Here is a 22,537-nt window from a genome sequence, read left to right as displayed (position 1 = left end):
GGTCGTGGCAACCAGGCGCGACGTGTCGCTCGTCCCCCCGCAGGGCGGCTACCTGGCCCGGCGCTGCCCGGTGCGGGCCCAGCTCGACGTGCTGCGGCCCTGCCCGCCCCTCGAGCTGTCACCGGTGGCGCAGCGCCGCGTCGATCTAGGCGCCGACCACGAGGCTTCGATCACCGCCGCCATCAGGGCCGCGGTCCCCGCCGCGGTCGTGTTGAGCTCGCAGCCGCGCGACGAGCGGGAGGCGGCCACCTCCGCGGCCATGGCGTCCGGGGCGGCGCTGATCCTCGGCGGCCGGCTGCCGACCGACCTGGCGGGCCGGCGGGTCGGGGAGCCCGACCTACTGGTCCGGGCCGGGTGCGGCGGCTACCGGGCCGTCGACATCAAGCGTCACCGCAGCCTGGAGGCGCCGGCCGGGTCGCGCCGGGCCCGGTGGGCCCCGCTCGAGCGCCCCGGCTACGAGACCGCCGGCGAGCTGACGCAGCACGCCGGCCGCCGGCACAAGGCGGACATGCTGCAGCTGGCCCACTACCAGCGGATGCTCGAAGCGGCCGGCGTTGCCGCCGCCGACGGCCGCCACGGCGGGATCATCGGCACCGAGGGGTTCGTGGTGTGGCACGACCTGGACGAGGCGCTGTGGAAGACCCCGTCGTCGACCGGCAAGCAGAAGACCAGGACGACCATGGAGGTCTACGACTTCGAGTTCGACTTCCGCCTCGACATCATGGCGGTGGCCGCCGAGCACCGCGCCGACCCGCTCGTCGAGCCGCTGGTGCTCCCGGTGCGCATCGGCGAGTGCGCCACCTGCCCGTGGTGGGTCCACTGCGGGGAGGTCCTCGAGGCCGGCGCCGGCGACGTCAGCCTGCTCCCCAACACCGGGTGGCGGTCGTGGAGGATCCACCGGGCTCACGGCGTCACCGACCGGGCCGCGCTGGCCGCCCTCGACCATCGCACCGCGACGCTGGTCGCCGGCAAGGTCGACCTGGCCCCGCTCATGGCGGCCATAGACGTGCTGCCCGACGACACTCCCGTCGACCAGGCGATCGGCGGGCGGCGCCCCGCGCAGGCCGCCGCGCTGCGAGCCGCGGGCGTGTCGACCGTCGGCGACGCCCGCGGCCTGTCGACCCGCACCGCCGCGTACAGCGACGAGCCGCCACCCAACCTCCCCGAGCAGATCGACCGAGCCCGGGCGGCCCTCGGCGACTGGCCGGTGTACCGGCGCAGAGGGGTGACGGGGATCGTGGTCCCGAGAGGCGACGTCGAGGTGGACGTCGACATGGAAAACGTCGAAGACGGCGTGTACCTGTGGGGAGCGCTGGTCACCGACCGCACCGGGCGGGCCGGGGTCCCCTGCGGCTACCGGGGTTTCGCCCTCTGGCAGGGGCTCGACGAGGGCAGCGAGACCGCGTTGTTCGCCGACTTCTGGTCGTGGCTGTCGGACGTCCGGGCCCGCGCCGTGGCCGGCGGCGTGAGCTTCCGGGCGTACTGCTACAACGCGGCAGCGGAAACCGGCCAGATGCGGCGGCTGGCCGCCGCCCTCGGCGTGACCGAGGAGGTGGACGCCTTCTTGGCGTCGGAGGAGTGGGTCGACTTGCTCAAGGTGTTCAACGACCAGCTGCTGACCGGGTCCTCGGCCGGGCTCAAGACGGTGGCGCCGCTGTGCCAGTTCTCCTGGGACGTGGACGACCCCGGCGGCGCCCAGTCGATGCTCAAATACGACGTCGCGTCCGACCCGGCGCAAGGCCCCGACGCGATCGGCGCGCAAGAGTGGCTGCTGGCGTACAACGGCAGCGACGTGGCCGCCACGCTGGCGTTGCGGGAGTGGCTGGCCGGCGGGGCCGGCGGCTGCCCGGGTGTGGACCAGCTCGACCCGAGCGGCCCGGCCGGGCGGTCAGCCGCCCGGGGAGTGGTAGCGTAGGGCTCCCACTCGGAAGCCCCCCGGCCCTCGTCTTCGAGGCTCTGCCGCCCCAGCTGCTCCCGACCAACACGTCGCAGACGCCCATGCCGGCCGCCCCGCGCGGCCGTGCCGCCTCCCCGAGCCGGCCGTGGCCGTCGACCACTGCCGCCCAGACCCTGCGGCTACATCCACCAACGAAGAGGATGTGCCTTGCCGACCGCAGAGTCCTACGGCTTCTTGAGCACCTTTCCGCCCACGCAGTGTGGCCTGGCCAGCTTCAGCGCGTCGCTCATGGCCGCCCTCGCCGCCGGCGACGACCGGCCTGAGGTCGGGGTGGTCCGCGTCGCGGAGCGAGCCGGCAGCCCCGCTTCCCCGTTGGTCGTCGGCGAGCTTTTGACCACCGACACAGCCGGCGAGGCCGCCGCCGCGGAGGCCCTCAACCGTTTCAGCGTCGCCGTCGTCCAGCACGAGTACGGCATCTACGGAGGTCACGACGGGGAGTCGGTCATCGAGGTCATCCGCCGGCTGCGGGTGCCGTCGGTCGTCGTTTTGCACACCGTCTTGTCGGAGCCGACCGCCCACCAGCGCACGGTCCTCGAGCACGTCGCGCGCGCCGCGTCGGCCGTTGTGGTCATGACCGAAACGGCCCGGGCCCGGCTGCTCGCCGGCTACCTGGTCGACGCCGGCAAGGTGACGGTGATCGCCCACGGCGCCCCGACCGAATGGGTTCGGGCCGGGCCGGCCCCGGCGCGTGGCGCGTCGGCCCTCCTGACGTGGGGGCTGCTCGGGCCGGGCAAGGGGATCGAGTGGGTCATCGACGCCCTCGCGACGCTGCGCGACATCGAGCCGCTGGTGCAATACACCGTCGCCGGGGAGACCCACCCCAACGTGGTCGAGCGCCAGGGGGAGTCCTACCGGGAGATGCTCCAGGCCCGAGCCGACCGCCTCGGCGTCGGCCACATGCTGCGCTTCGACAACCGCTACCTCGACCAGGCGACCCTCGGCGCCCTGGTCCGGGACGCCGATGTCGTCGTGCTCCCCTACGACTCCACCGACCAGGTGACCTCCGGCGTGCTGATCGAGGCGGTCAGCGCCCGACGGCCGGTGGTGGCCACCGGCTTCTCCCACGCCGTCGAGCTGCTCTCCGGCGGGGCCGGCACGATCGTCGGGCACCGGGACCCGGCGGCCATCTCGGCGGCGGTCCGCCACATCCTCACCGGGCCGGGGGTCGCCGCCTCCATGCGGGCGGCCGCCGAGGGGTTGACCTCCGACCTGGCCTGGACCGCGGTAGCGGAGCGCTACCGGGACTTGAGCGCCCGACTCCAGGAGGCCGCGGCGGCGGTCCCCGCGTGACCCCCACCCCCGAGCCGGGGGAGCCGGTGTCGTTCGAGCATCTGTTCCGGCTGAGCGACGACACCGGCCTCTTCGAGCACGCCCGCGGCTGCCTGCCCCGCCGGGAGCACGGATACTGCGTGGACGACGTCGCCCGGGGCCTGGTCGTCATCAGCCGGGCACCGGACCCGTCACCGGCCCTGGCGGCCCTCGCCGACCGGTACCTGGCGTTCGTCAGCCACGCGTTGGGCCCGGACGGCACGTGCCACAACCGCCTCGGCTACGACCGGCGCTGGGAGGATCAGCGAGGCACCGGCGACTGGTGGGGGCGGGCCCTGTGGGGCCTGGGATCGGTCGTCGCCGGCAGCGGCGCCCGACGGCAGCGCGACGAAGCCCTCGACCGCTTCACCCTCGCCGCCGGGGCCCGGTCGCTGTGGCCCAGAGCCACCGCGTTCGGCGCGCTCGGCGCCGCTCAGGTGCTGCGCGCCGTTCCCGGCGACCCGGCCGCCACCACCGTGCTCCGGGCCGCTTTGACCCTCGGGCGCCCAGGGCCGGCCGACGGGTGGCCGTGGCCGGAGGCCCGCTTGAGCTACGCCAACGCGGCGTGGGCGGAAGCCCTCATCGCGGCCGGCGCCGCGCTCGACGACGGCGACGCGGTCGCGGACGGGCTGCGCCTCCTCGGCTGGCTGGTAGACGCGCAGACCGACGGCGGGCACCTCTCCCCCGTCCCCCACTGCGGGTGGGGGCCCGGCGAGCCCCGCCCCGGGTTCGATCAGCAGCCCATCGAGGTCGCCGCGCTGGCCGACGCCTGCGTCCGCGCCCACGCCGTCACCGGCGACGGCGGGTGGCTGCAGGTCAGCGCCGGCTGCATGGCCTGGTTCCTCGGCGACAACGACGCCGCGACGCCGATGCACGACCCGGCGACGGGCGGCGGTCTCGACGGCTTGGAGGCCGGCGGGGCCAACCGCAACCAGGGGGCCGAGTCGACGCTCGCGTGGCTGATGGTCCAGCTCGCCAACCGATGACCGGCCCTGACCCCGGCGCCGGGGCGGGCCTGGTCCGGCGCTCCGGCCTGCGCCTGGGCCCGGACCCGAGCCGGGTCGTCACCCAGCTGTTCCTCGCCGGCGAGGAACTTACCCGCGGCGACTCCCGCGCCGACCCGATCATGGAGCGGGTCCTGGCCATGGGCGACGCCGCCGCGGAGGCCCTCTTGGCCCAGACGCTCGCCGGGTTCGGCGGCCGCCACCACGACCTGCCCGCGATCCTCCTCGACCACTTCGAACGGGCCGGGTACCGCCGGGGCGCGGGCGGCGACCTCACGTCCGGACAGCGGATGTTGCTCGGGGCCTACGCGACCAAGGAGTACGCCGTGGAGGCCGCGGCCCTCTGCAACCCGTCCGTGGTCGCCCACCCCGACCAGCGGGGGGCGCCGGCCGGCGGTCTGCGCGTCGTGCTCAGCTTGCGGGCGATCGGAGAGGGTCACATCTCCTCCATCGAGTTCCGCACCGGTGCCGTGCACGCCGACGGCTCGGTCTGCGTCGACCCGCCGCAGGGACCGCTCGCTACCGGGCGGGTGGCGGCCGACGACCGCGACGCGGCCTCCGGCTACACCCGGACGTTCCCGTCGTCGACGACCATCGACCAGAGGGTCATCCAGCCCCACGGGCGGGCGGAGTCCCAGGGCATGGAAGACGCCAGGTTCGTGCGCTTCGCCGACGACGACGGGACCGTCACCTACTTCGCCACCTACACCGCCTACGACGGCACCCGGATCGCCCCTCAGCTCATCGCCACCGCGGACTTCGCCACCTTCGAGGTCGTGGCGCTGGAGGGGAAAGCCGCCACCGACAAGGGGATGGCGCTGTTCCCCCGGCGCGTCCACGGCCGGTTCGTCGCCCTGTCGCGCTGGGACAGGGAGAGCATCGCCGTCGCCACCTCGTCCGACCTCCGGCGCTGGGACCCGCCCCGGCCGGTGCATCGCGCCGAGCAACCGTGGGAGCTGGTCCAAGTCGGCAACTGCGGGTCCCCGATCGAGACCCCCCACGGCTGGCTGGCGCTGACCCACGGTGTGGGCCCGATGCGGGCCTACTCGCTCGGGGCGCTGCTGCTCGACTTGGACGACCCTTCCCGGGTCCTCGCCTCGCTGCCCCACCCGCTTCTGGCGGCCGACCAGGCCGAACGGGAGGGCTACGTGCCCAACGTCGTGTACACCTGCGGGGCGTTGCTCCACGGCGAGACGCTGGTCCTGCCGTACGCCTACGGGGACCGGGTCACCACCGTCGGGACGGTACACCTGCCCGATCTGCTGGCCGCCCTGCGATGATGCGAGTCGCGGTCCTGGCCCCCGTGGCGTGGCGGGTCCCGCCGCGTCACTACGGTCCGTGGGAGCAGTTCGCTTCGCTTTTGACCGAGGGGCTGGTAGAGGCCGAGGTCGACGTGACCCTGTTCGCGTCCGGGGATTCGCTCACTACCGGGCGCCTGGCCTCGGTGATGCCCCGCGGCTACGAGGAACCGGGACCGCCCGTCGACGCCAAGGTGTGGGAGTGCCTCCACGTGAGCGAGGTGTTCGAACGGGCCGGCGAGTTCGACATCATCCACAACAGCTTCGACTTCTTGCCGCTCACCTACAGCTCGCTGGTGTCGACCCCGGTGGTCACGACCGTGCACGGCTTCTCCAGCGAAGGGATCCTTCCGGTCTACGAGAAGTACAACCGCGGGACCGACTACGTGGCCATCAGCGACTCGGATCGCCACCCGAAGCTGGACTACGCGGCGACGATCCACCACGGCATCGACACCGACGCCTTCGCCCTCCACCCGGCGCCGGGCGAAGGGCTTTTGTTCTTCGGGCGGATCCACCCGGAGAAAGGGACCGCCGCGGCGATCGACGTCGCCCGCCGGTCCGGGCGACCGCTGACCATCGCCGGGATCGTCGCCGACCGGGAGTACTTCGAAACCGAGGTCGCGCCCCACGTGGACGGGGTCAACGTGTCCTACCTCGGGCCGGTCGGTCCCGACGCCCGCCGCGAGCTGCTCGGCGAGGCCCACGCCCTGCTCCACCTGATCGACTTCGAGGAGCCGTTCGGGTTCAGCGTGGTGGAGGCCATGGCCAGCGGCACCCCGGTGGTCGCCTACCGGCGAGGATCGATGCCGGAGCTGATCGGGCACGGCCGAGACGGGTTCCTCGTCGGCGACGCCGACGAGGCGGTGCGGGCGGTGGACTCCGTCGCCGCTCTCGACCGGCCCGCCATCCGCCGCCGGGCGGTGGCCCGCTTCGGCCGGCGGCGCATGGTAGACGGGTACCTCGCGGTCTACCGGGCCATCCTGGCCCGCGCCGGGTAGGAGGAGCACGTGCCCCAGGACCGACACGCGCAGTTGCAGCACATCTCGATCCACGGCCACCAGGTGGCGTACCGGCGGGCCGGGTCGGGCCCGGCGGTGGTGATGATCCACGGGATCGCCGAGAGCTCGGCCACGTTCGCGTCGGTGGTCCCCGCCCTGGCCGAGCACCATCTGGTCATCGCCGTCGACCTGCTCGGCCACGGCGGGTCGGCCAAACCCCGCGGCGACTACAGCCTGGGCGCCTACGCCAGCGGCGTCAGGGACCTGATGACCGCCCTCGACATCCCCGCCGCGACGATCGTCGGCCACTCCCTCGGCGGCGGGGTGGCGATGCAGTTCGCCTACCAGTTCCCGGACCGCTGCGAACGGCTGGTGCTCATATCGAGCGGCGGCCTCGGCAAGGAGGTCAGCCCGTGGCTGCGGCTGATCGCCGGCCCGGGGGCGGAGTACCTGCTGCCGGTGGTGTTGACCCGCCACATCCACGGCCCGCTGGACCGGGCCGCTCGCTGGCTCGGGCGGTTCGGGGTGCGCCCCGACCCGATCCTGGCCGAGATCTGGTCCACCTACCGGGGCCTCACCGACGCCGAGGCGCAGCGAGCGTTCCTGCACACCGTCCGCTCGGTGATCGACGTGGCGGGGCAGCGGGTGAGCGCCCGCGACAGGCTGTACCTGGCCGGTGAGATCCCGACCATGATCGTGTGGGGGGAGCGCGACACCGTCATCCCGGTGGCCCACGCCCGCTCCGCCCACGAGCTCGTCCCGGGCAGCCGGCTGGAGATCTTCGAGGGGGTCGGCCACTTCCTCCCGGTGGAGGCCCCCGACCGCCTCGCCGAGGTCATCGAGGACTTCCTGGCCACCACCGACCCGGCCGCGGTCGACGCCGACCGGTGGCGCCGGCTGCTGATCGCCGCGCCGGGCGACCCCGCCGAGGAGCCCACCGCCGGCCGGTGACCTGCCGCTTTGGCGGCGGCGGCTGGCGCCAGCCCATACTCGGGGCGTGTCGCGGACAGGGGCAACATTGGGGATCACGGCGCTGCTGCTCGCCGCCGCACCGGCGGGCGCGGCAGCCGGCCCGGCGCGGGGCTTCGCCGGCGCCGAGGCGGCAGGCGTCGGGGCGCTGGTGGCGGACGCCCCCGGCGACGCCGGCTACGCCGGCCAGCGGGTGGTGGCGCTCAGCTTCGACGACGGCCCCGGGCCGTCCACCCCGCAGGTGCTGAGCGTGCTCGAGCAGTACCACGCGCCGGCCACGTTCTTCGACATCGGCGAGAACGTAGCCAGATACCCGCAGTACGCCGCCGCGGAGGCCGCTGGCGGGTACCCGGTCGAGAACCACACCTGGAGCCACCCGGACCTGGCCACCCTCACCGCCGGTCAGGTTTCAGCCCAGGCCACCGCCACGCAGTCGGCGATCATCGCCGCCACCGGCCACGCGCCCAGCTGCCTCCGCCCGCCTTACAACGCGTGGAACCCGACAGTGGTGCGCACCGTCGCCGGCTTGGGGCTGGAGCCCATGTCGTACTCGGTCGACCCCCGCGACTGGTCCGCCCCGAACGCCGGGGCGATCGTCCGCTCGGTGGTCGGCGCCGCGTTCCCGGGTGCGGTCGTCGACTTGCACGACGGGGGAGGCGACCGGTCGAACACCGTCGCCGCGCTACCCCAGATCATCACCGGCCTGCGGGCCGCCGGCTACACCCTCGTGTCGATCTGCGGGTCCGACAACCACCAGGGGGCGGCGTACGGCTTCGGCAGTGACACCGCGGCGGGAGGCACGGTAGCGCCCGGCCCGTACCGGACCGTCGGCGGCGCCACCGCCGGGAACGGTCAGGGCGGCTGGCTGGTGACCTCGGCGGGGGCGGTGTTCACGACCGGCGACGCGCCCGACTACGGCTCCCTCGCCGGCCGGGCGCTCAACAAGCCGGTGGTCGCCATGGCGGCGACACCCGACGGCGGCGGCTACTGGCTCGTGGCGTCCGACGGCGGCGTGTTCGACTTCGGCGACGCCGCGTTCTACGGCAGCACCGGCAACGTGCACCTCAACAAGCCGATCGTCGGCATCGCGTCCACCCCCTCCGGGCACGGCTACTGGCTCGTCGCGTCCGACGGCGGCGTGTTCGACTTCGGCGACGCCGCGTTCTACGGCAGCACCGGCAACGTGCACCTCAACAAGCCGGTGGTCGGCGTCGCGTCCACCCCCTCCGGGCACGGCTACTGGCTGGTCGCCGCCGACGGCGGGATCTTCCAGTTCGGCGACGCCCCGTTCCGGGGTTCGCTCGGCAGCGTCGCGCTGAACAAGCCGGTCGTCGGGATGGCCGCCGACGGCGACGGGTACGCGATGGCCGCCGCGGACGGCGGCGTGTTCACGTTCGACGCGCCGTTCTACGGGAGCCGGGGAGCCCAGACCGGCGCCGACACCTTCGTCGGGATCGGGGCGACCGGCGCCGGCTACGCCCTCTACGCCGAGCGCCCCGCTCCCTGACCGTCAGGCGTTCGGGTTGATCAGGTACTTCTTCCCGGTGGCCTGAAGGCCGTAGACCGCGATGGCGTCGAGCTGCAGTGCCCCGGCCAGGCTCACCTCGTCGGTGTAGCTGCTGGCGAAGGTGGTGGTCAGCTCGGCGCCCACCCGCCCGCGCATCTCCGCCACTTTCTCCGACCCTGCCTTCATCAAAAACGGTGTGAGCAGCCAGCCACCCACCCCCCACGCCATCCCGAAGCTGCGGGTCAGTTCGGTGGGCCGGCGGTCCAGGCCGCCGTAGATGTACACCTGCTTGTGGACATCGGACCCGTAACGGCTGAACTCCTTCCCGGCGCTGGCGGCGGCCTCCATGCACGCCAGGATGCGGCTGGCCAGCGACCCGCCGCCGACCGCGTCGAACGCGATGGTGGCGCCGGTCTCGGCCAGCGCGGCGGTCAGCTCGTCCATGAACGCCTGCGACGTCGAGTCGCACACGTAGGTCGCCCCCTGGTCGCGCAGCAGCGCGGCCTGGGCGTCGGAGCGGACGATGTTGACCAGCGGGATGCCGTCTTCGATGCACACCCGGTTGAGCATCTGGCCCAGGTTGGAGGCCGCCGCGGTGTGCACCAGCGCCCGGTGACCCTCGCCTCGCATGGTCTCGACCATGGCCAGGACGGTCATCGGGTTGACGAACGACGCCGCGCCGTCCCTGGCCTGCGCCCCTTCGGGCAGCGGCAGGCACGCGGCGGCGTCGACGCAGCGGTACTGCGAGTACATCGCCCCGCCGGCGACGGCCACCACCCTGCCGACCAGCGCCTGGGCCGCGTCGGACGCACCGGCCGCGACGACGGTGCCGGCCCCCTCGTTGCCGACCGGCAGCGACTGGCCGACCCGGGCCCGAGCGGCGCGCTGCGCGCCCGGGGACAGCGCAGCGGTGACCACCGGGCGCTCCGGGGTGCCGCCGGAGGTGGCCTGGGTCATGTCCGCGCCGGCGAGGAGCAGGCCCAGATCGGAGGGGTTGATGGGCGTGGCCTCGACCCGGATCAGGACCTGCCCGTCGCGGGGGGTCGGGACCTCCACCTCCTCGAGCGACAGCTCGACGGCTCCCGCGTCGCTCACCAGCGACCGCAGCTGCAGCGCGTGGGTGGGTACTGGTGACAGTGACATGGGGCTCCCTCGTTGGACGATGGCCCGACGCTAACTCCGGCACAATGGACTCGATGGACGAGTTGCTCCTCGCCAGGAACCCCGACGCCGCGTCGACGCTCCCGTACCTGTTGCTGGTGCCGCTCGGGGACGGCCTGGTGTTCCGGGTCAAAGACACCTGGCCGAGGACCACGGCCGTCTACTGCCACCCGGTGGCCCGCTCGGAGTGGCCGCAGGAGCCCGAGCTGGTGGAGCGGATCGCGTTGCGGGCCTTGGCCCGCCGGGGGGCCGCGATCGACGTGGTGGCCGACCGGGGCCGCGAGCAGCGATCGCAGATCGTCTTCACCCGGGCCCGCGGCCGCGACGTCGTCTTCTGGCAGTCTCCCCGGACCCGCAAGCAGGCCCGGCCCGACGTGCGGCTGCCCACCGCACGAGCGGCCGGCGTGGCCGGGCTGGAGATCCTGGCCGACGCCCACGAGCGCTACCCCTACCGCTTCAGCGCGCAGCAGGCGACGGTGGTCAAGCGGGCGCTCCCCTGCGGCGACTACGGCGTGGCGCACGGCGGGACCCTCGTGGCCTCCGTCGAGCGCAAATCAATGCCCGACCTGGCGTCGAGCGTGACGAGCGGGCGGCTGCGGTTCGCGCTCGGGGAGCTGGCTGCGCTACCGCGGGCCGCGGTGATCGTCGAGGACCGTTACGCCGCCATCTTCGCCCTGACCCAGGTACGCCCGGCGGTGATCGCCGACGCCGTAGCCGAACTTCAGGTCCGCTGGCCGAACGTCCCGATCGTGTTCGCCGAGAACCGGAGGATGGCGGAAGAGTGGACCTACCGGTTCCTCGCTGCGGCGTACGCGTGGGCTGACAGCGAAGCGCCGGCGCTCGCCGCGATCGGTCTCGGCCCGAGCCCCGAGACGGCGACCGGGCCGGCCGCGCCGGAGGCGACAACCGCCGAGGTCCGGGCCTGGGCGCGCGCCAACGGCCTGCAGGTCCCCGACCGGGGACGGCTGCGCCCGGAGGTCCACGCCGTGTACGCCCGGAGCCGGGCGCCGCTCGAGGAGTGACGCTCGGCCTCCACTTTGCGCCCTCGCTACTTCCCGGCTTCGCTGCTGGCACCGACCGGGGGTGCGGGCTCGGGCTCGGGTACCGCGTCGGAGGCCGCGGGGGCTGCGGGCGGCTTGGCCCGAAGCACCATCGCCAGGCTGGCGCCGCTCACGGCCACCGCCCCGGCGACGACCAGGCGTCGCAGCGAGGCCGGCAGCCGCCGGCCGAGCAGCCCGTCGACCGAGAAGCGCCCCGGGCCGGCGACACCGAGCGCCGCCGCTGCCGCGAAGTCGGTCAGCGCGAGCTCGTAACCGCCTTTAGCGGCGAAGGGGCCGTTGGCCCGGTGGGTGGCCGACGCCACTGCCATGGTGCCGGCCAGGACGACCGGGCCTAGCGGCGCCGCCGCGCCGGCCGCGGTGAGCGCGCCACCGGCGAGCTCGGAGACGGCGGCCAGGCGGGCGAACACCTTGCCGGGCTTGAGCCCGAGGTGCTCGAACCCGCCGGCGGCGGCGTCGATGCCCGGGCCGTCGAAGGAACCGAACAGTTTCTGGGCGCCGTGAGCGGCCAGGTAGCCGCCTACGACCGAGCGGGCCGCGAGGAGGACGAGGTTGCGGGAGACGGCCACAGGAGGGCCCCTTTCACTTGGCTTACCGTTATACTTCCTTAGAGTAACTGGATTACCTTACGTAACCTTGAGCGACGCCGGAAATCCGTGCCCGCCTCGCCTGCTTGGAGCCACCCGTGCCGACGCCACGAGCCCCCAACGCCGCTACCGCCAATTCCGGATGCCGGGCCCGGGAGATCCTCGACCGAGTGGGCGACAAGTGGTCGCTCTATGTCGTCTCGCTCCTCGGCGGGGGCACCATGCGCTTCGGTGAACTGCAGCGGGCCATCGACGGGATCACCCCCAGGATGCTGACCGTGACGGTGCGCAGCCTGGAGCGCGACGGGCTGGTCACCCGTACCGTCCACCCGGTGGTGCCGCCCCGGGTCGACTACGACCTGACCGCCACCGGACGGACCCTGCTGGAGGCGGTGACCCCGCTGGTCGAATGGGCCGACGCTCACCTGGGCGACATCGACGCGGCCCGGGTCCGCTACGACGCGCGCTCGGGCGGCTGCCTGCCCGACTGACCATCGACGGGACCTTCGGCCCTTCCCCGCACCCCCGGCCCGGCGCAGCCTGGTGGCATGAGCGGGTCCCATTCCCCCTCGACACGGACCAACCTGGCTGCGTCGTCGGCCGGGTGGAGCGCCCGTCACCGGCGGTGGGCGATCCTCGGCTGGCTGGCGTTCGTGGTCGGCGCCTACCTGCTCGGGGGGGTCGTCGGTCAGCGCAGCCTCACCGACGTCCAGATGGGCAACGGGTCCTCCGCCACCGCGGCCCGCGTCTACGAGCAGGCGTTCCCGTACCACTCCACCGAGCAGGTGCTGGTGCAGGGGCGGGGCGCGGTGCGAATCGGCGACCCGGTCTACGAGCAGGCCATCGCCGCGCTGATCGCCCGGCTGCAGCGGGTCCCGACCGTCGGGGCGATCCAGTCGCCGCTCACCGCGGCCGGCGCCGGCCTGCGCTCCGCCGACGACCGCTCCATGCTGGTCACCTTCCAGGTGGCGGGCGACAGCAACCAGGCCGTCACCAACGTCCAAGGCGCGCTGGCCGCCACCGCGGCCACCGCGTCGGCCTACCCGCAGCTGCGGATCGAGGAGTTCGGCGCCGCGAGCGCCAACAAGGCGCTGCTCAAGGCGTTCGACGGCGACTTCACCCGCGCCGAGCACACGTCGCTGCCGATCACCCTGCTGGTGCTGCTCGTGGCGTTCGGCGCGGTCGTCGCCGCTGGCGTCCCGTTGCTCCTCGGCCTGACCGCGGTGCTCGGCGCGCTGGGCCTGATCGGCCCGGTGTCGCATCTGGTCCCGATGGCCCAAGGCACCATCCGGCCGGTGGTGTTGCTGATCGGGCTCGCCGTCGGGGTGGACTATTCGATGTTCTACCTGCGCCGCAAGCTCGAGGAGCGCCACGCCGGCCTGGACAGCGCCAGCGCGCTGGCTCGCGCCGCGGCGACCTCCGGGCGGGCGGTGCTGGTCTCCGGGCTGACCGTGATGACCGCGATGGCGGGGATGCTGCTCGCCGGCAATGCGGTGTTCACCTCGCTGGCGGTGGGGACCATGCTGGTGGTGGCGGTGGCCATCATCGGCTCGGTCACGGTGTTGCCGGCGGTGATGTCGAAGCTCGGCGACGGCGTCGAGCGGGGCGGGGTGCCGGTCATCGCCCGCCGGCGCCGGGAAGGCCAGTCGCGGTTGTGGAGGGCCGTGGTCGGCCGGGTGCTCAGCCGACCGGTGTGGTCCGCTGCGCTGTCCTGCGGGCTGCTGCTCGTGATCGCGGTGCCGGCGCTTGGGATGCGCACCGTCGACCCCGGCACGGTCGGCCTTCCCCGCAACCTCCCGATCATGGCCACCTTCGACCGGATCCAGGCCGCGTTCCCCGGCGCCCCCACCTCGGCGGTGGTGGTGGTCAAAGCCCGGGACGTGACCGGCGCCGATGTGCAGGCCGGGATCTCGGCGATGACCAAGGCGGCGCTGGCGTCCGGGCAGATGGCCGGGCCGATCGTGGAGGTCGTCAGCCCCGACCGCACGGTGGCGGCGGTGACCATCTCGCTGGCCGGCAGCGGCACCGACCGGCCGTCCACCGCGGCGCTGGCGACCTTGCGGGGCCAGGTCCTCCCCTCGACGATCGGGGCGGCCCCCGGGGCGAAGGCGTACGTGATGGGGACCACCGCCGCGTCGGTGGACTTCAACCAGGTGATGAAGTCCCATCTGGTGCTGGTGTTCGCGTTCGTGCTCGGCTTGGCCTTCGTCCTGCTGCTCGTGACGTTCCGTTCGCTGGTCATCCCGTTGTTGACCATCGCGTTGAACGTCTTGTCAGTCGGAGCCGCCTACGGGGTCACCGTGTTCATCTTCCAAGACGGTCACCTGCGCTCGCTGCTAGACGCCCAGGACGTGGGCGGGGTCATCGACTGGCTCCCGCTGTTCCTCTTCGTCGTGTTGTTCGGGCTGTCGATGGACTACCACGTCTTGATCCTGAGCCGCATCAGGGAGGGTCACGATCGGGGCCTGCCGACCAGGGACGCGGTGAGCGCCGGGGTCACGTCGACGGCGGGGGTGATCACCAGCGCGGCGGTGGTGATGGTCGCGGTGTTCTCGGTGTTCGCCACCTTGAACGAGATCATCTTCAAGCAGCTGGGGGTGGCTCTGGCCGCGGCCGTGCTCATCGACGCGACGGTCGTGCGCCTCGTGCTGCTCCCATCGTCCATGGCGCTGCTCGGACGGTGGAACTGGTACCTGCCTCGGTGGATGGGGCGGCCGCCGCCGCCTCGGCCATACTGCCTGCATGGCGCTCCACGATCGAAGCCGGCGGACCTTCGCGTCCGACAACTACGCGGGGGCGCACCCCGAGGTCCTCGACGCCCTGGCCGGCGCCAACGGCGGCCACGTCACCAGCTACGGCGCCGACCCCTACACTGACCGGTTCCGCGAGGTGGTCAGGGGTCTCTTCGGCGACCACGCCGAGACCTTCCCGGTGTTCAACGGCACCGGCGCCAACGTGCTCAGCCTGCAGGCCTCCATTCCCCGCTGGGGCGCGGTGGTGTGCGCCGCGTCGGCTCACATCAACACCGACGAGAACGGCGCCCCGGAGCGGGTGGCAGGAATCAAGCTGCTCACCGTCGACGCGCCCGGCGGCAAGCTGACCCCCGAGCTGATCGACCGCCAGGCCTGGGGGTTCGGCGACGAGCACCGGGCGCAGCCGGCGGTCGTCTCGCTGACCCAGTCGACGGAGCTGGGCACCGTGTACAGCCTGGAGGAGCTGCGGGCGGTCTGCGACCACGCGCACAGCCTCGGCCTGAAGGTCCACATGGACGGCGCCCGCCTGTCCAACGGGTGCGCCGCGCTGGGCGTCGGGCTGCGGGAGGCCACCACCGACGCCGGAGTGGACATCGTCTCGCTCGGCGGCACGAAGAACGGGTTGCTCGGCGCCGAGGCCATCGTCGTGCTGGACCCGACGATCCGGGGTCTGGACTACCTGCGCAAGATGGACATGCAGTTGGCGTCGAAGATGCGTTTCGTCTCGGCGCAGCTCCTGGCCCTCTTCGAGGGCGACTTGTGGCTGCGTTCCGCCGGCCACGCCAACGACATGGCGGCCCGGCTGGCGGCGGGGGTGCGCGACCTGCCGGGCGTCCAGATCACTCAGCCGGTCGAGGCCAACGCCGTATTCGTCGTCCTCGAGCCGGGCGTGGCGGACCGGCTGCGCAAGACGTTCGCGTTCTACGACTGGGACCACGCCCGAGGCGAGGTGCGCTGGGTGTGCTCGTTCGACACCACCGAGGGGGACGTGGCGGCCATGGCCGACGCCCTCCGCCGGGCGGTCAGCCGATGACCTTGACCGCCTGGGCCACGTCGAAGGAGCCGATCCCCGTCGCCAGGTCGTAGCCGGGCGTGGCCGGGTACGGGCCGGTGTCTCCCAGGGTCACGTCGTGGAACGCCGCGGTCCCGTTGGCCTTGTAGAGCAGCGGGGACGCGAACCCGAGGCCGTTGCCCTTGGCCGACTCCATACGGGCCCACACCCCGAGGGTGAGAGGCGACGACAGGCTGGTGCCTCCCACCGCGGTCGGCGTGCCGGCGACGTAGACGTTGGCGCCGCTGTTGGGGTCGGCGTCGTTGGCGACGTCGGGCACGGTGCGGCCGCATCCCTGCACCGCGCAGGCCGTCGGCAGCACCGCCCCGGTCACGCCGTCGCTGCCCTGCCACGCCGGCGCCGACTCGAACAGGCTGACCCCGCCGCCGCCGCCGACCCAGGCCGCCTCGGTGTTGTAGCTCCCGTCGCTGTTGGTGACCAGGGTGGTTCCTCCGACCGACGCGACGTAGGGCGACGACGCCGGGTAGTTGACGTCGGGCACGCCGACGGGTACCCCGTTGTTCGGGGCTACCGGACAGAACCCGCCGGTGTCCCCGGCGGAGGCGAACACCGTCTGGCCTTGCACCGCCGCTTGAGCGAAGGTCTCGTCGTCGGCGAGCATCGCCCCGTCCAGGTAGGCGCCGTACTCGCATTCACCGAAGCTGGCGCTGGCGGCCTGCGCGACGTGCTGGGTGACGAAGGCGTTGAACTCCCTGGCGGTGTCCGCGTCGGTGAGGCTGGTGGCGTCGTAGATGTAGAGGCGCTTGACCGTCTGGGCCATCCCCGTCGAGTACTGCGTGTCGAGGTCCCACTCGTCCGCGCCGGAGGTGTCGGAGCTGGCGATCCCGGTGGGGACGATCGACACCGGCACTTGGGGCAGCCCGTTGGCCGTCTCCTCCTGGCGCAGATCCTTGACCACCTGGGACAGGTCGCCTTCGGCGAAGATGGCGATCGACGACTTGGCGCCGGTGGGAGCGGTGGTGGCGTCGTAGGCCGCCTGGAGCCCCTGCGGGTTGTAGGTGCAGGGATATCCGACGCCGGGAACGGCGCAGCTGGATGGCGGGTTGGCGGCCGCCGCGTGCCGGGTGGTCGGGACCATCACCGTCAGCGTGTCGAGTCCGAGCACGGATCCCACGACTCCCCCCAGAGTGGAGGGGACGCTCGCCGGGGCGGTGTTGGCGTAGCCGGCGTGGCCGGCGCCGGCGAAGGAGTGGATGGCGGTGTCGAACGCGGCCTCGACCGCGCCCGCGGTCCCCGACGCGGTGATCAAGACGTTGTTGGCGCTGACAGACGTTGGGTTCAAGCCGGCGTGCTGCAGGTACCCCTCGACCTGGGACACCTCGCCGGCGGTCGGGGCGAACTGCTGGTCGAACTGGTCGGAGGTGAGGATCGTGCCCCGGGCGATGTCGGAGTCCAGCGCCGGCCGGTCGCGTAGGTCGAGGGCCACGGTGACAGTCATCGGAGTCGACCCCGCCAGCGGGCCCAGGTCGGTCAGCCCGGCCGTCGGCAGGGCCTGCGTGGCCGTCGCCACCCATCCGGTCGCCGACGCGGCGGCGGTCCCCGCCAGGGCGGGGACCAGCAGCGCGCCGAGCATCGACGCTCCGAGTACCGGCCCGAGGTGCTTCGCGATCATCACCGTCTCCTGAGCTCAATTCCCGTGCGTCGCACGGACCGTCCGACCTACTGTCTGGGCCTACTGTTCGCCGGGCTCCCGGCCTGTCCCTCCCCCGTTTCCGAGCGCGGGGACCGGGCGGGCGCAGCCGTCCCGCTGAGCGGGTCAGGAAGAATTCGCGACCCGCCGCGGTTGCACACCCGGCACCGATCATCAGCCGACGACCACCGAGGGGCCCCCGCCGCCATGACCGACCCGCACACCGCAGACGCCCCCACGCCCACCGGCCGGAAGGTCCCGGACTGGGTGATCCTGGCGATCGCGTGCGTCGCGCAGTTCATGGTCGTGCTGGACGTGTCGATCGTCAACGTGGCCCTCCCGTCGATCGGTCGGGACCTGCACTACAGCCCGACGGGCCTGCAGTGGGTGGTCAACGCGTACGTCCTGACCTTCGCCGGGTTCCTGCTGCTCGGCGGCCGGGCCGCCGACCTGTTCGGGCGGAGACGGGTGTACATGTTCGGGTTGGGGCTGTTCACCTTGGCCAGCCTGGTCGGCGGGTTCGCCCAGACCACGGCCTGGCTGACCGCGGCCCGGGCCGCGCAGGGGGTCGGCGGGGCGTTCCTGTCGCCGGCGACGCTGACGATCATCGTGACCACCTTCTCCGGGGCCCGGATGGCCAAGGCCCTCGGCATCTGGTCGGCGGTGGCCGGGGCCGGCGGCGCTGCGGGGGCCATCCTCGGCGGGGTGCTGACCGCGGGGATCTCGTGGCGGTGGGTGCTGTTCGTCAACATCCCGATCGGGGCGGCGGCCATGTTCGCGGCGCTGACCTACCTGACCGAGGCCCGCCGCCCGGCCGGCGCGACCGCCGCGGTCGGGCAGAGCGGACGCAAGCCCAGGCTCGACATCGCCGGCGCAGTCACCGTCACCGCGGGTCTCGGCGCGCTCATCTACGCGATCGTCGGGACCGACACCCACCCGTGGGGGTCGACCCGCACCCTTGCGATCCTGGCGGTCGCCGCAGTGCTGCTTGCGGTGTTCGCGGTGATTCAGCTCCGGGTGGCCGCGACGCCGCTGGTCCCGTTCCGGCTGTTCCGGTCCCGGGCGGTGTCGGGTGCCAACCTGGTGATGTTCCTCGTGGGCGCCGCGTTCTTCGCCTTCTGGTACTTCATGTCGCTGTACCTGCAAAACGTCCTCGGCTACGGCGCCTTGAAGGCCGGCATGGCCTTCGTACCGATGGCCGTCGCGATCATCGTCGGCGCGCAGGTCTCGGCTCGCATGCTGTCGCGCGTCGGAGTCCGGCCCGGGCTGGTCGCCGGCACCCTCCTGGCCGCGGGCGGGTTCCTGTGGCTGTCCGCGATCGACGCGCACAGCGGGTACTGGAGCCACATCTTCGGGCCTGGCTGCCTCATCTCGCTGGCCCTCGGGCTGCTGTTCACCCCCTTGGCGTCGGCGGCCACCTCGGGTGTGCACTACTCGGAGGCCGGCCTGGCGTCGGGGGTGCTCAACACGTCCCGCCAGGTCGGCGGTTCGCTCGGCCTAGCGGTGTTGGCGACCGTCGCCATCGACCGGACCTCCTCCCTGCTCAGGCACGGCGACGCGAACCACGCCGCGCTGACCTCCGGCTACAGCATCGCGTTCGTGGTCGCCGCCGGGCTGTGCGTCGTCGCCTTCCTCAGCTCGTTGATCGTCCCGGCGCTCGGCTCCGCGCCGCGGGGCACCACAGCGCCTGAGCGCTCGGCGGCCGACCAGGTCGACACCCCGCCGATCGGCGCGGAGATGGCCTGATCCGGTGAACCACAACCGGCTGTACCGCAACGGCGTCCTCGAGGCCGAGGACTTCCCCGACGCCGAGATCAGCGACTACATCTGCCAGGACGACACGGTCGTGTGGCTGGACCTCGAGTCGCCCGACGAGGCGGGGATCCAGATCCTGGCGCAGGAGTTCGGTCTCAACAGCCTGGCGGTGGAGGACGCCACCCACGAGCATCAGCGCCCGAAGGTCGACCGCTACCGCAGCCACATCTTCATGAGCCTGTACGCGGTGCACCTAGACGGCGACAGCGGAGTCCTCGCCACCAGCGAGCTGGCGGTGTTCGCGTCCAAGTCGTGGCTGATCACCGTGCGCAAGTCCGGTGGTTTCGACATGGGGCACGTGGAGGACCGGTGGGACGCCAACCCGGACCTGGCCAAGCACGGCGTCGGGTTCCTCCTCCACGGGCTGCTCGACCACGTCGTTGACGGTCACTTCGCCACCGTCCAGGAGCTCGACGAGGCGGTGGAGGCGATCGAGGCCCGGCTGTTCGAGGAACGACCCGAGCCGCTCAGCGTGCAGAAGCGGTCGTTCCAGATGCGCAAGGCCCTGGTCGACCTGCGCCGGGTCAGCCTGCCGATGCGGGAGGTCCTCAACACGCTGATGCGCCGGGACATGGGCTTCGTCGACGAGGACATGATGCCCTACTACCAGGACGTCTACGACCACGTCTTGCGGGCGACGGAGTGGACCGAGTCGCTGCGGGACCTGGTGACCACCATCCAAGACAGCAACCTGCAGGTCCAGTCCAACCGGCTGAACGAGGTCATGAAGAAGCTCACCGCGTACGCCGCCATCTTCGGCGCGGTGGCAGCGATCACCGGCTTTTTCGGCCAGAACCTGCCCTACCCCGGCTTTCAGTCCTCGAGCGGCCTGTTCGTGATGGGCGCGCTGCTGGCGGCGGCGGTGGTCGGGCTCGGCATCGTGTTCAAGCGCCGCGACTGGCTGTGATCGCCCGGCCCGAGCCGGCCAGCGCCTCGTAGATCGACAGGTAGCGCTCGGCGAGCCGGGGCATGGAGAACTGGTGGGCCCGCTCGAGGCCGTGGTCGGTCATCCGCTGCACGGCCGGGCCGCCCTGCAAAGCCCGCGCCAGGCCGGCGGCCAGCGCCGGCGCGTCGCCGGGCGGGACCAGCAGGCCGTCGACGCCGCCTTGCATGACGTTGCGGTAGCCGTCGATGTCGCTCGCGACCACCGGCGTCCCCGCGGCCAGCGCCTCGAGCAGCACCACCCCGAAGCTCTCCCCTTCCTTGGACGGTGCGCACACGACGTCCGCCCCCCGCAGCCGGCGGCGCTTGTCGTCCTCGGCGATGGTGCCCAGCCACTCGATTCGCTCCACCCCCTCGGTCCTGGCGACCAGCCGGGCGGTCTCGGGGCCTTCCCCCGCGACCCACAGCCGCACGTCGGGGGGCAGGAGGTCGAACGCGTCGAGCAAGACGTCCAGGCCTTTGCGCTCCTCGTGGCGTCCGAGGAACAGCACCGTGGGACCCCGCGTCGGCTCGGGTTCGGCGGCCTGGGCGGCGGCGACGTCGATCCCGTTCCAGAGGACCTGGTAGCCGTCGTCGCCGAACACCGCTTTGGCGGTCAGCGCCGCCTGCTCCGACACCGCCACCCGGGCCGAGAGCCGGACCGTGGTGAAGGGCCGGAAGACCCGGGCCACGCTGTACCAGCGGCCGAGCCCGGCCCGGTGGAAGGTCCCCACCAGCGGCTGGTCGCAGAAGAGCAACGCGGTGAGCGCCGGGCCGGGCACGATCGGCTCGTGGAGGTGCACCACGTCGAACTCTTCGTCTCGCAGCGCGGTGATCGTCCGCAGCGTGGCGGGAATGTCGGGGGCCAGCGGGGCGATCGACCCGTTGGCGGACTGGCGCAGCGAGTTGCCGAGAGGGGTGACGAACGGGTGCGGTGGCGGCCCGTCGGAAGGTCCTAGCACCCGCGCTTCCACGCCGATCTGGCGCAGCGCCCGGGCCAGCCCGAGCACCTGGCCCTGCACCCCCCCGGCGACAGTCAGGCTGTAGGGACAGACCAGGCCGATCCGCAACTGCGCCTCACCCACCCGGCGGGTCGCCGCTGGCCGCGGCCATCAGCCCGACGCCCCTCCCGTGAAGTTCCAGGCCGCCAGGTGGAGGCTCGGGGCGTGGTGCCACGCAGTGTGCAGCCCTCCGGGGGCCAGCACCGCGTCGTCGCCGACGCCGAGCACCTGCCCGGGACCGAACGCCGCGACCGGCGACTGGGTGAAGCGCAGGTTGGCGACCGGCGGTCCTACCGCGCCGTCCTCGATGAGGAACACGCCGTTCCTGGTCAGCCCGGTCACCACCAGCGTCCGCGGGTCGAGGACCCGGGTGTACCAGAAGTCCTTCACCAGCAGCCCTCGCCGCACCGACCGCACCATGTCCTCGACGGGGGTGGCCCGGCCGCCGGCGAGGAACAGGTTGGTGGCCACCGCCCCGATCGCGGCGCCGCCGGGGACGGCGTGGCCGGTGCTGGCGACGCCGTCTTTGGCCGCGGTCCGCCGGTCGTGGGCCAGCCCGACGACCTTCCCTGACTCCACCAGGTCGAGCCGCCGTTTCGGTGTGCCCTCGGCGTCGAACCCGAGCCCGACGTGGCGGGGGTCGGTCGCGTCGTCCCAGAGCGACAGGAGCGAGTCGAGCTGCACCTCGCCGACCGACGCGAACGACCGGCCCTCCTGCACGGCGCGGGCGTTGAACCCGTAGATGGTGAAGAAATCGAGCATGTACGCGACGCAGCGGGGCGACAGGACCACCTCGTAGCGGCCCGGCGCCAGGTCCACCGGCTCTCCGACGGTCAACGCCGTCGACGCGGCCGCGGCCCCGCACGCTGCGCCGTCGAGGTCGGCCAGCCGAGACGAGTAGGTGGATCCCACCCCGTCGGCCCGCCGGCTGCGGACGATCCCGTCGATCGCGGCGCTGGTCGCGGAGGACGCCACCCGCTGCCCCGCCGAGTTGACCAGCACCGCGTCGGTGGCGGCGGTCTCGCAAAACCCTGCCGTCTCGGCTCCTCCGCCGGCGGCCACGAAGTTGTCGACCACGTCGGCCCTGGCGCCGGGCCCGGCCGCGGCGGTGGCCGGGTCGAAGTCGAGGGCGCCGTCGACCAGCAGCGGTGACGGCGGGGCCAGTCCGGGCCAGTCGTCGTCGACCGGCTGCACGGCTGCGGCGTCGAGGGCGGATCCCACCAGGCGGCGCAGGGCGGCGTCGTCCACGCCGGTGGTTGAGGCCCCGGCGCTGCGCCCGCCGGCGGTGACCCGCAGGTCCACCGAGACGTGCTCGTCGCCGACGTTTTGGTGGATGAAGGAGTTGGCGAAACGGGTCAGTCCTTGCCGGCGGGACGTGACGGTCACCACCGCGTCGGCCCGCCCGCCGACCATTTCCACCACCTTCGTCCCGATGGCGTCCAGCTCCGTCAGTTCCGTGCTCATCGCCGCCGACGTTACGCCCCGTGCCGGCCTA

General features: G+C 72.9%; 17 protein-coding genes and 1 pseudogene. 13 read left to right on the top strand and 5 right to left on the bottom strand.

The annotated features are described in order from the left end of the window. Window positions 1-4 precede the first annotated feature (4 nt). The 7 genes from K6U06_RS00440 to K6U06_RS00410 all read left to right on the top strand — a co-directional run bounded on the left by K6U06_RS00440 (window position 5) and on the right by K6U06_RS00410 (window position 9,044). Complete coding sequence (locus tag K6U06_RS00440; protein ID WP_262319910.1) at window positions 5-1,915, top strand: ribonuclease H-like domain-containing protein; 1,911 nt, start codon at window positions 5-7, stop codon at window positions 1,913-1,915. Between the two features lie 189 nt (window positions 1,916-2,104). Then, the gene (locus K6U06_RS00435) at window positions 2,105-3,247 is read left to right on the top strand and encodes a glycosyltransferase (RefSeq protein ID WP_262319909.1); all 1,143 of its coding nucleotides are present in this window, start codon (window positions 2,105-2,107) and stop codon (window positions 3,245-3,247) included. Next, window positions 3,244-4,251: a hypothetical protein gene (locus K6U06_RS00430; RefSeq protein ID WP_262319908.1), complete on the top strand. Its 1,008-nt coding sequence runs from the start codon at window positions 3,244-3,246 to the stop codon at window positions 4,249-4,251. Before K6U06_RS00435 ends, K6U06_RS00430 begins: the two co-directional genes overlap by 4 nt. Next, window positions 4,248-5,549, top strand: a complete 1,302-nt coding sequence (locus K6U06_RS00425) for a glycoside hydrolase family 130 protein (RefSeq protein ID WP_262319907.1) — start codon at window positions 4,248-4,250, stop codon at window positions 5,547-5,549. Before K6U06_RS00430 ends, K6U06_RS00425 begins: the two co-directional genes overlap by 4 nt. Continuing rightward, window positions 5,549-6,568 carry a glycosyltransferase family 4 protein gene (locus K6U06_RS00420; RefSeq protein WP_262319906.1) on the top strand — a complete coding sequence of 340 codons (1,020 nt, stop codon included), beginning with the start codon at window positions 5,549-5,551 and terminating at the stop codon, window positions 6,566-6,568. The genes K6U06_RS00425 and K6U06_RS00420 overlap by 1 nt, the downstream gene beginning before the upstream one ends. Before the next feature lie 9 nt (window positions 6,569-6,577). Next, entirely contained in the window at window positions 6,578-7,519 is a 942-nt protein-coding gene (locus K6U06_RS00415; protein WP_262319905.1) for an alpha/beta fold hydrolase, read from the top strand. A 46-nt stretch (window positions 7,520-7,565) separates the two neighbouring features. Beyond that, window positions 7,566-9,044, top strand: coding sequence for a polysaccharide deacetylase family protein (locus K6U06_RS00410; protein ID WP_262319904.1), 1,479 nt, complete (start codon window positions 7,566-7,568; stop codon window positions 9,042-9,044). A gap of 3 nt (window positions 9,045-9,047) precedes the next feature. Here K6U06_RS00410 and K6U06_RS00405 read toward each other — a convergent pair whose 3' ends face one another. Beyond that, on the bottom strand, window positions 9,048-10,187 hold the full coding sequence (locus tag K6U06_RS00405; RefSeq protein WP_262319903.1) for a zinc-binding dehydrogenase: 1,140 nt from the start codon (window positions 10,185-10,187) through the stop codon (window positions 9,048-9,050). A 53-nt stretch (window positions 10,188-10,240) separates the two neighbouring features. Here K6U06_RS00405 and K6U06_RS00400 point away from each other — a divergent pair, with 53 nt between their 5' ends. Then, window positions 10,241-11,227 carry an ERCC4 domain-containing protein gene (locus tag K6U06_RS00400; protein ID WP_262319902.1) on the top strand — a complete coding sequence of 329 codons (987 nt, stop codon included), beginning with the start codon at window positions 10,241-10,243 and terminating at the stop codon, window positions 11,225-11,227. A gap of 26 nt (window positions 11,228-11,253) precedes the next feature. On the opposite strand, the gene K6U06_RS00395 is transcribed toward K6U06_RS00400, so the two are convergent. Further along, window positions 11,254-11,832: a DoxX family protein gene (locus K6U06_RS00395; protein WP_262319901.1), complete on the bottom strand. Its 579-nt coding sequence runs from the start codon at window positions 11,830-11,832 to the stop codon at window positions 11,254-11,256. A 116-nt stretch (window positions 11,833-11,948) separates the two neighbouring features. Between K6U06_RS00395 and K6U06_RS00390 the strand changes: the two genes are divergently transcribed. From K6U06_RS00390 to K6U06_RS00380, 3 genes and pseudogenes are all read left to right on the top strand, one after another. Further along, window positions 11,949-12,341: a winged helix-turn-helix transcriptional regulator gene (locus tag K6U06_RS00390; protein WP_262319900.1), complete on the top strand. Its 393-nt coding sequence runs from the start codon at window positions 11,949-11,951 to the stop codon at window positions 12,339-12,341. Window positions 12,342-12,398: 57 nt separating this feature from the next. Beyond that, window positions 12,399-14,540, top strand: a pseudogene (locus tag K6U06_RS00385) (MMPL family transporter); the annotation flags it as partial. 52 nt (window positions 14,541-14,592) lie between these two features. Next, window positions 14,593-15,636, top strand: a complete 1,044-nt coding sequence (locus K6U06_RS00380) for a threonine aldolase family protein (RefSeq protein WP_410050940.1) — start codon at window positions 14,593-14,595, stop codon at window positions 15,634-15,636. Here the strand turns inward: K6U06_RS00380 and K6U06_RS00375 are convergent. Continuing rightward, window positions 15,626-17,287 (bottom strand): protease pro-enzyme activation domain-containing protein, encoded by a 1,662-nt coding sequence (locus K6U06_RS00375; protein WP_262319898.1) that lies wholly within the window; start codon window positions 17,285-17,287, stop codon window positions 15,626-15,628. The two genes, K6U06_RS00380 and K6U06_RS00375, sit on opposite strands and share 11 nt — an antisense overlap. Window positions 17,288-17,512: 225 nt before the next feature. On the opposite strand from K6U06_RS00375, the gene K6U06_RS00370 reads away from it, so the two are divergent. Then, window positions 17,513-19,051, top strand: a complete 1,539-nt coding sequence (locus K6U06_RS00370) for an MFS transporter (protein WP_262319897.1) — start codon at window positions 17,513-17,515, stop codon at window positions 19,049-19,051. A 4-nt stretch (window positions 19,052-19,055) separates the two neighbouring features. After that, window positions 19,056-20,027, top strand: a complete 972-nt coding sequence (locus tag K6U06_RS00365; protein ID WP_262319896.1) for a magnesium transporter CorA family protein — start codon at window positions 19,056-19,058, stop codon at window positions 20,025-20,027. Here the strand turns inward: K6U06_RS00365 and K6U06_RS00360 are convergent. Continuing rightward, the gene (locus K6U06_RS00360) at window positions 20,005-21,126 is read right to left on the bottom strand and encodes a glycosyltransferase family 4 protein (RefSeq protein WP_262319895.1); all 1,122 of its coding nucleotides are present in this window, start codon (window positions 21,124-21,126) and stop codon (window positions 20,005-20,007) included. The genes K6U06_RS00365 and K6U06_RS00360 overlap by 23 nt on opposite strands. Window positions 21,127-21,153: 27 nt before the next feature. Then, entirely contained in the window at window positions 21,154-22,506 is a 1,353-nt protein-coding gene (locus tag K6U06_RS00355) for a TldD/PmbA family protein (RefSeq protein ID WP_262319894.1), read from the bottom strand. Between the last annotated feature and the right edge of the window lie 31 nt (window positions 22,507-22,537).

This window comes from Acidiferrimicrobium sp. IK (genome assembly GCF_025499425.1).
Classification (GTDB): Bacteria; Actinomycetota; Acidimicrobiia; order Acidimicrobiales; family Palsa-688; genus Acidiferrimicrobium.
This window is presented reverse-complemented; position numbering and strand designations above follow the sequence as displayed.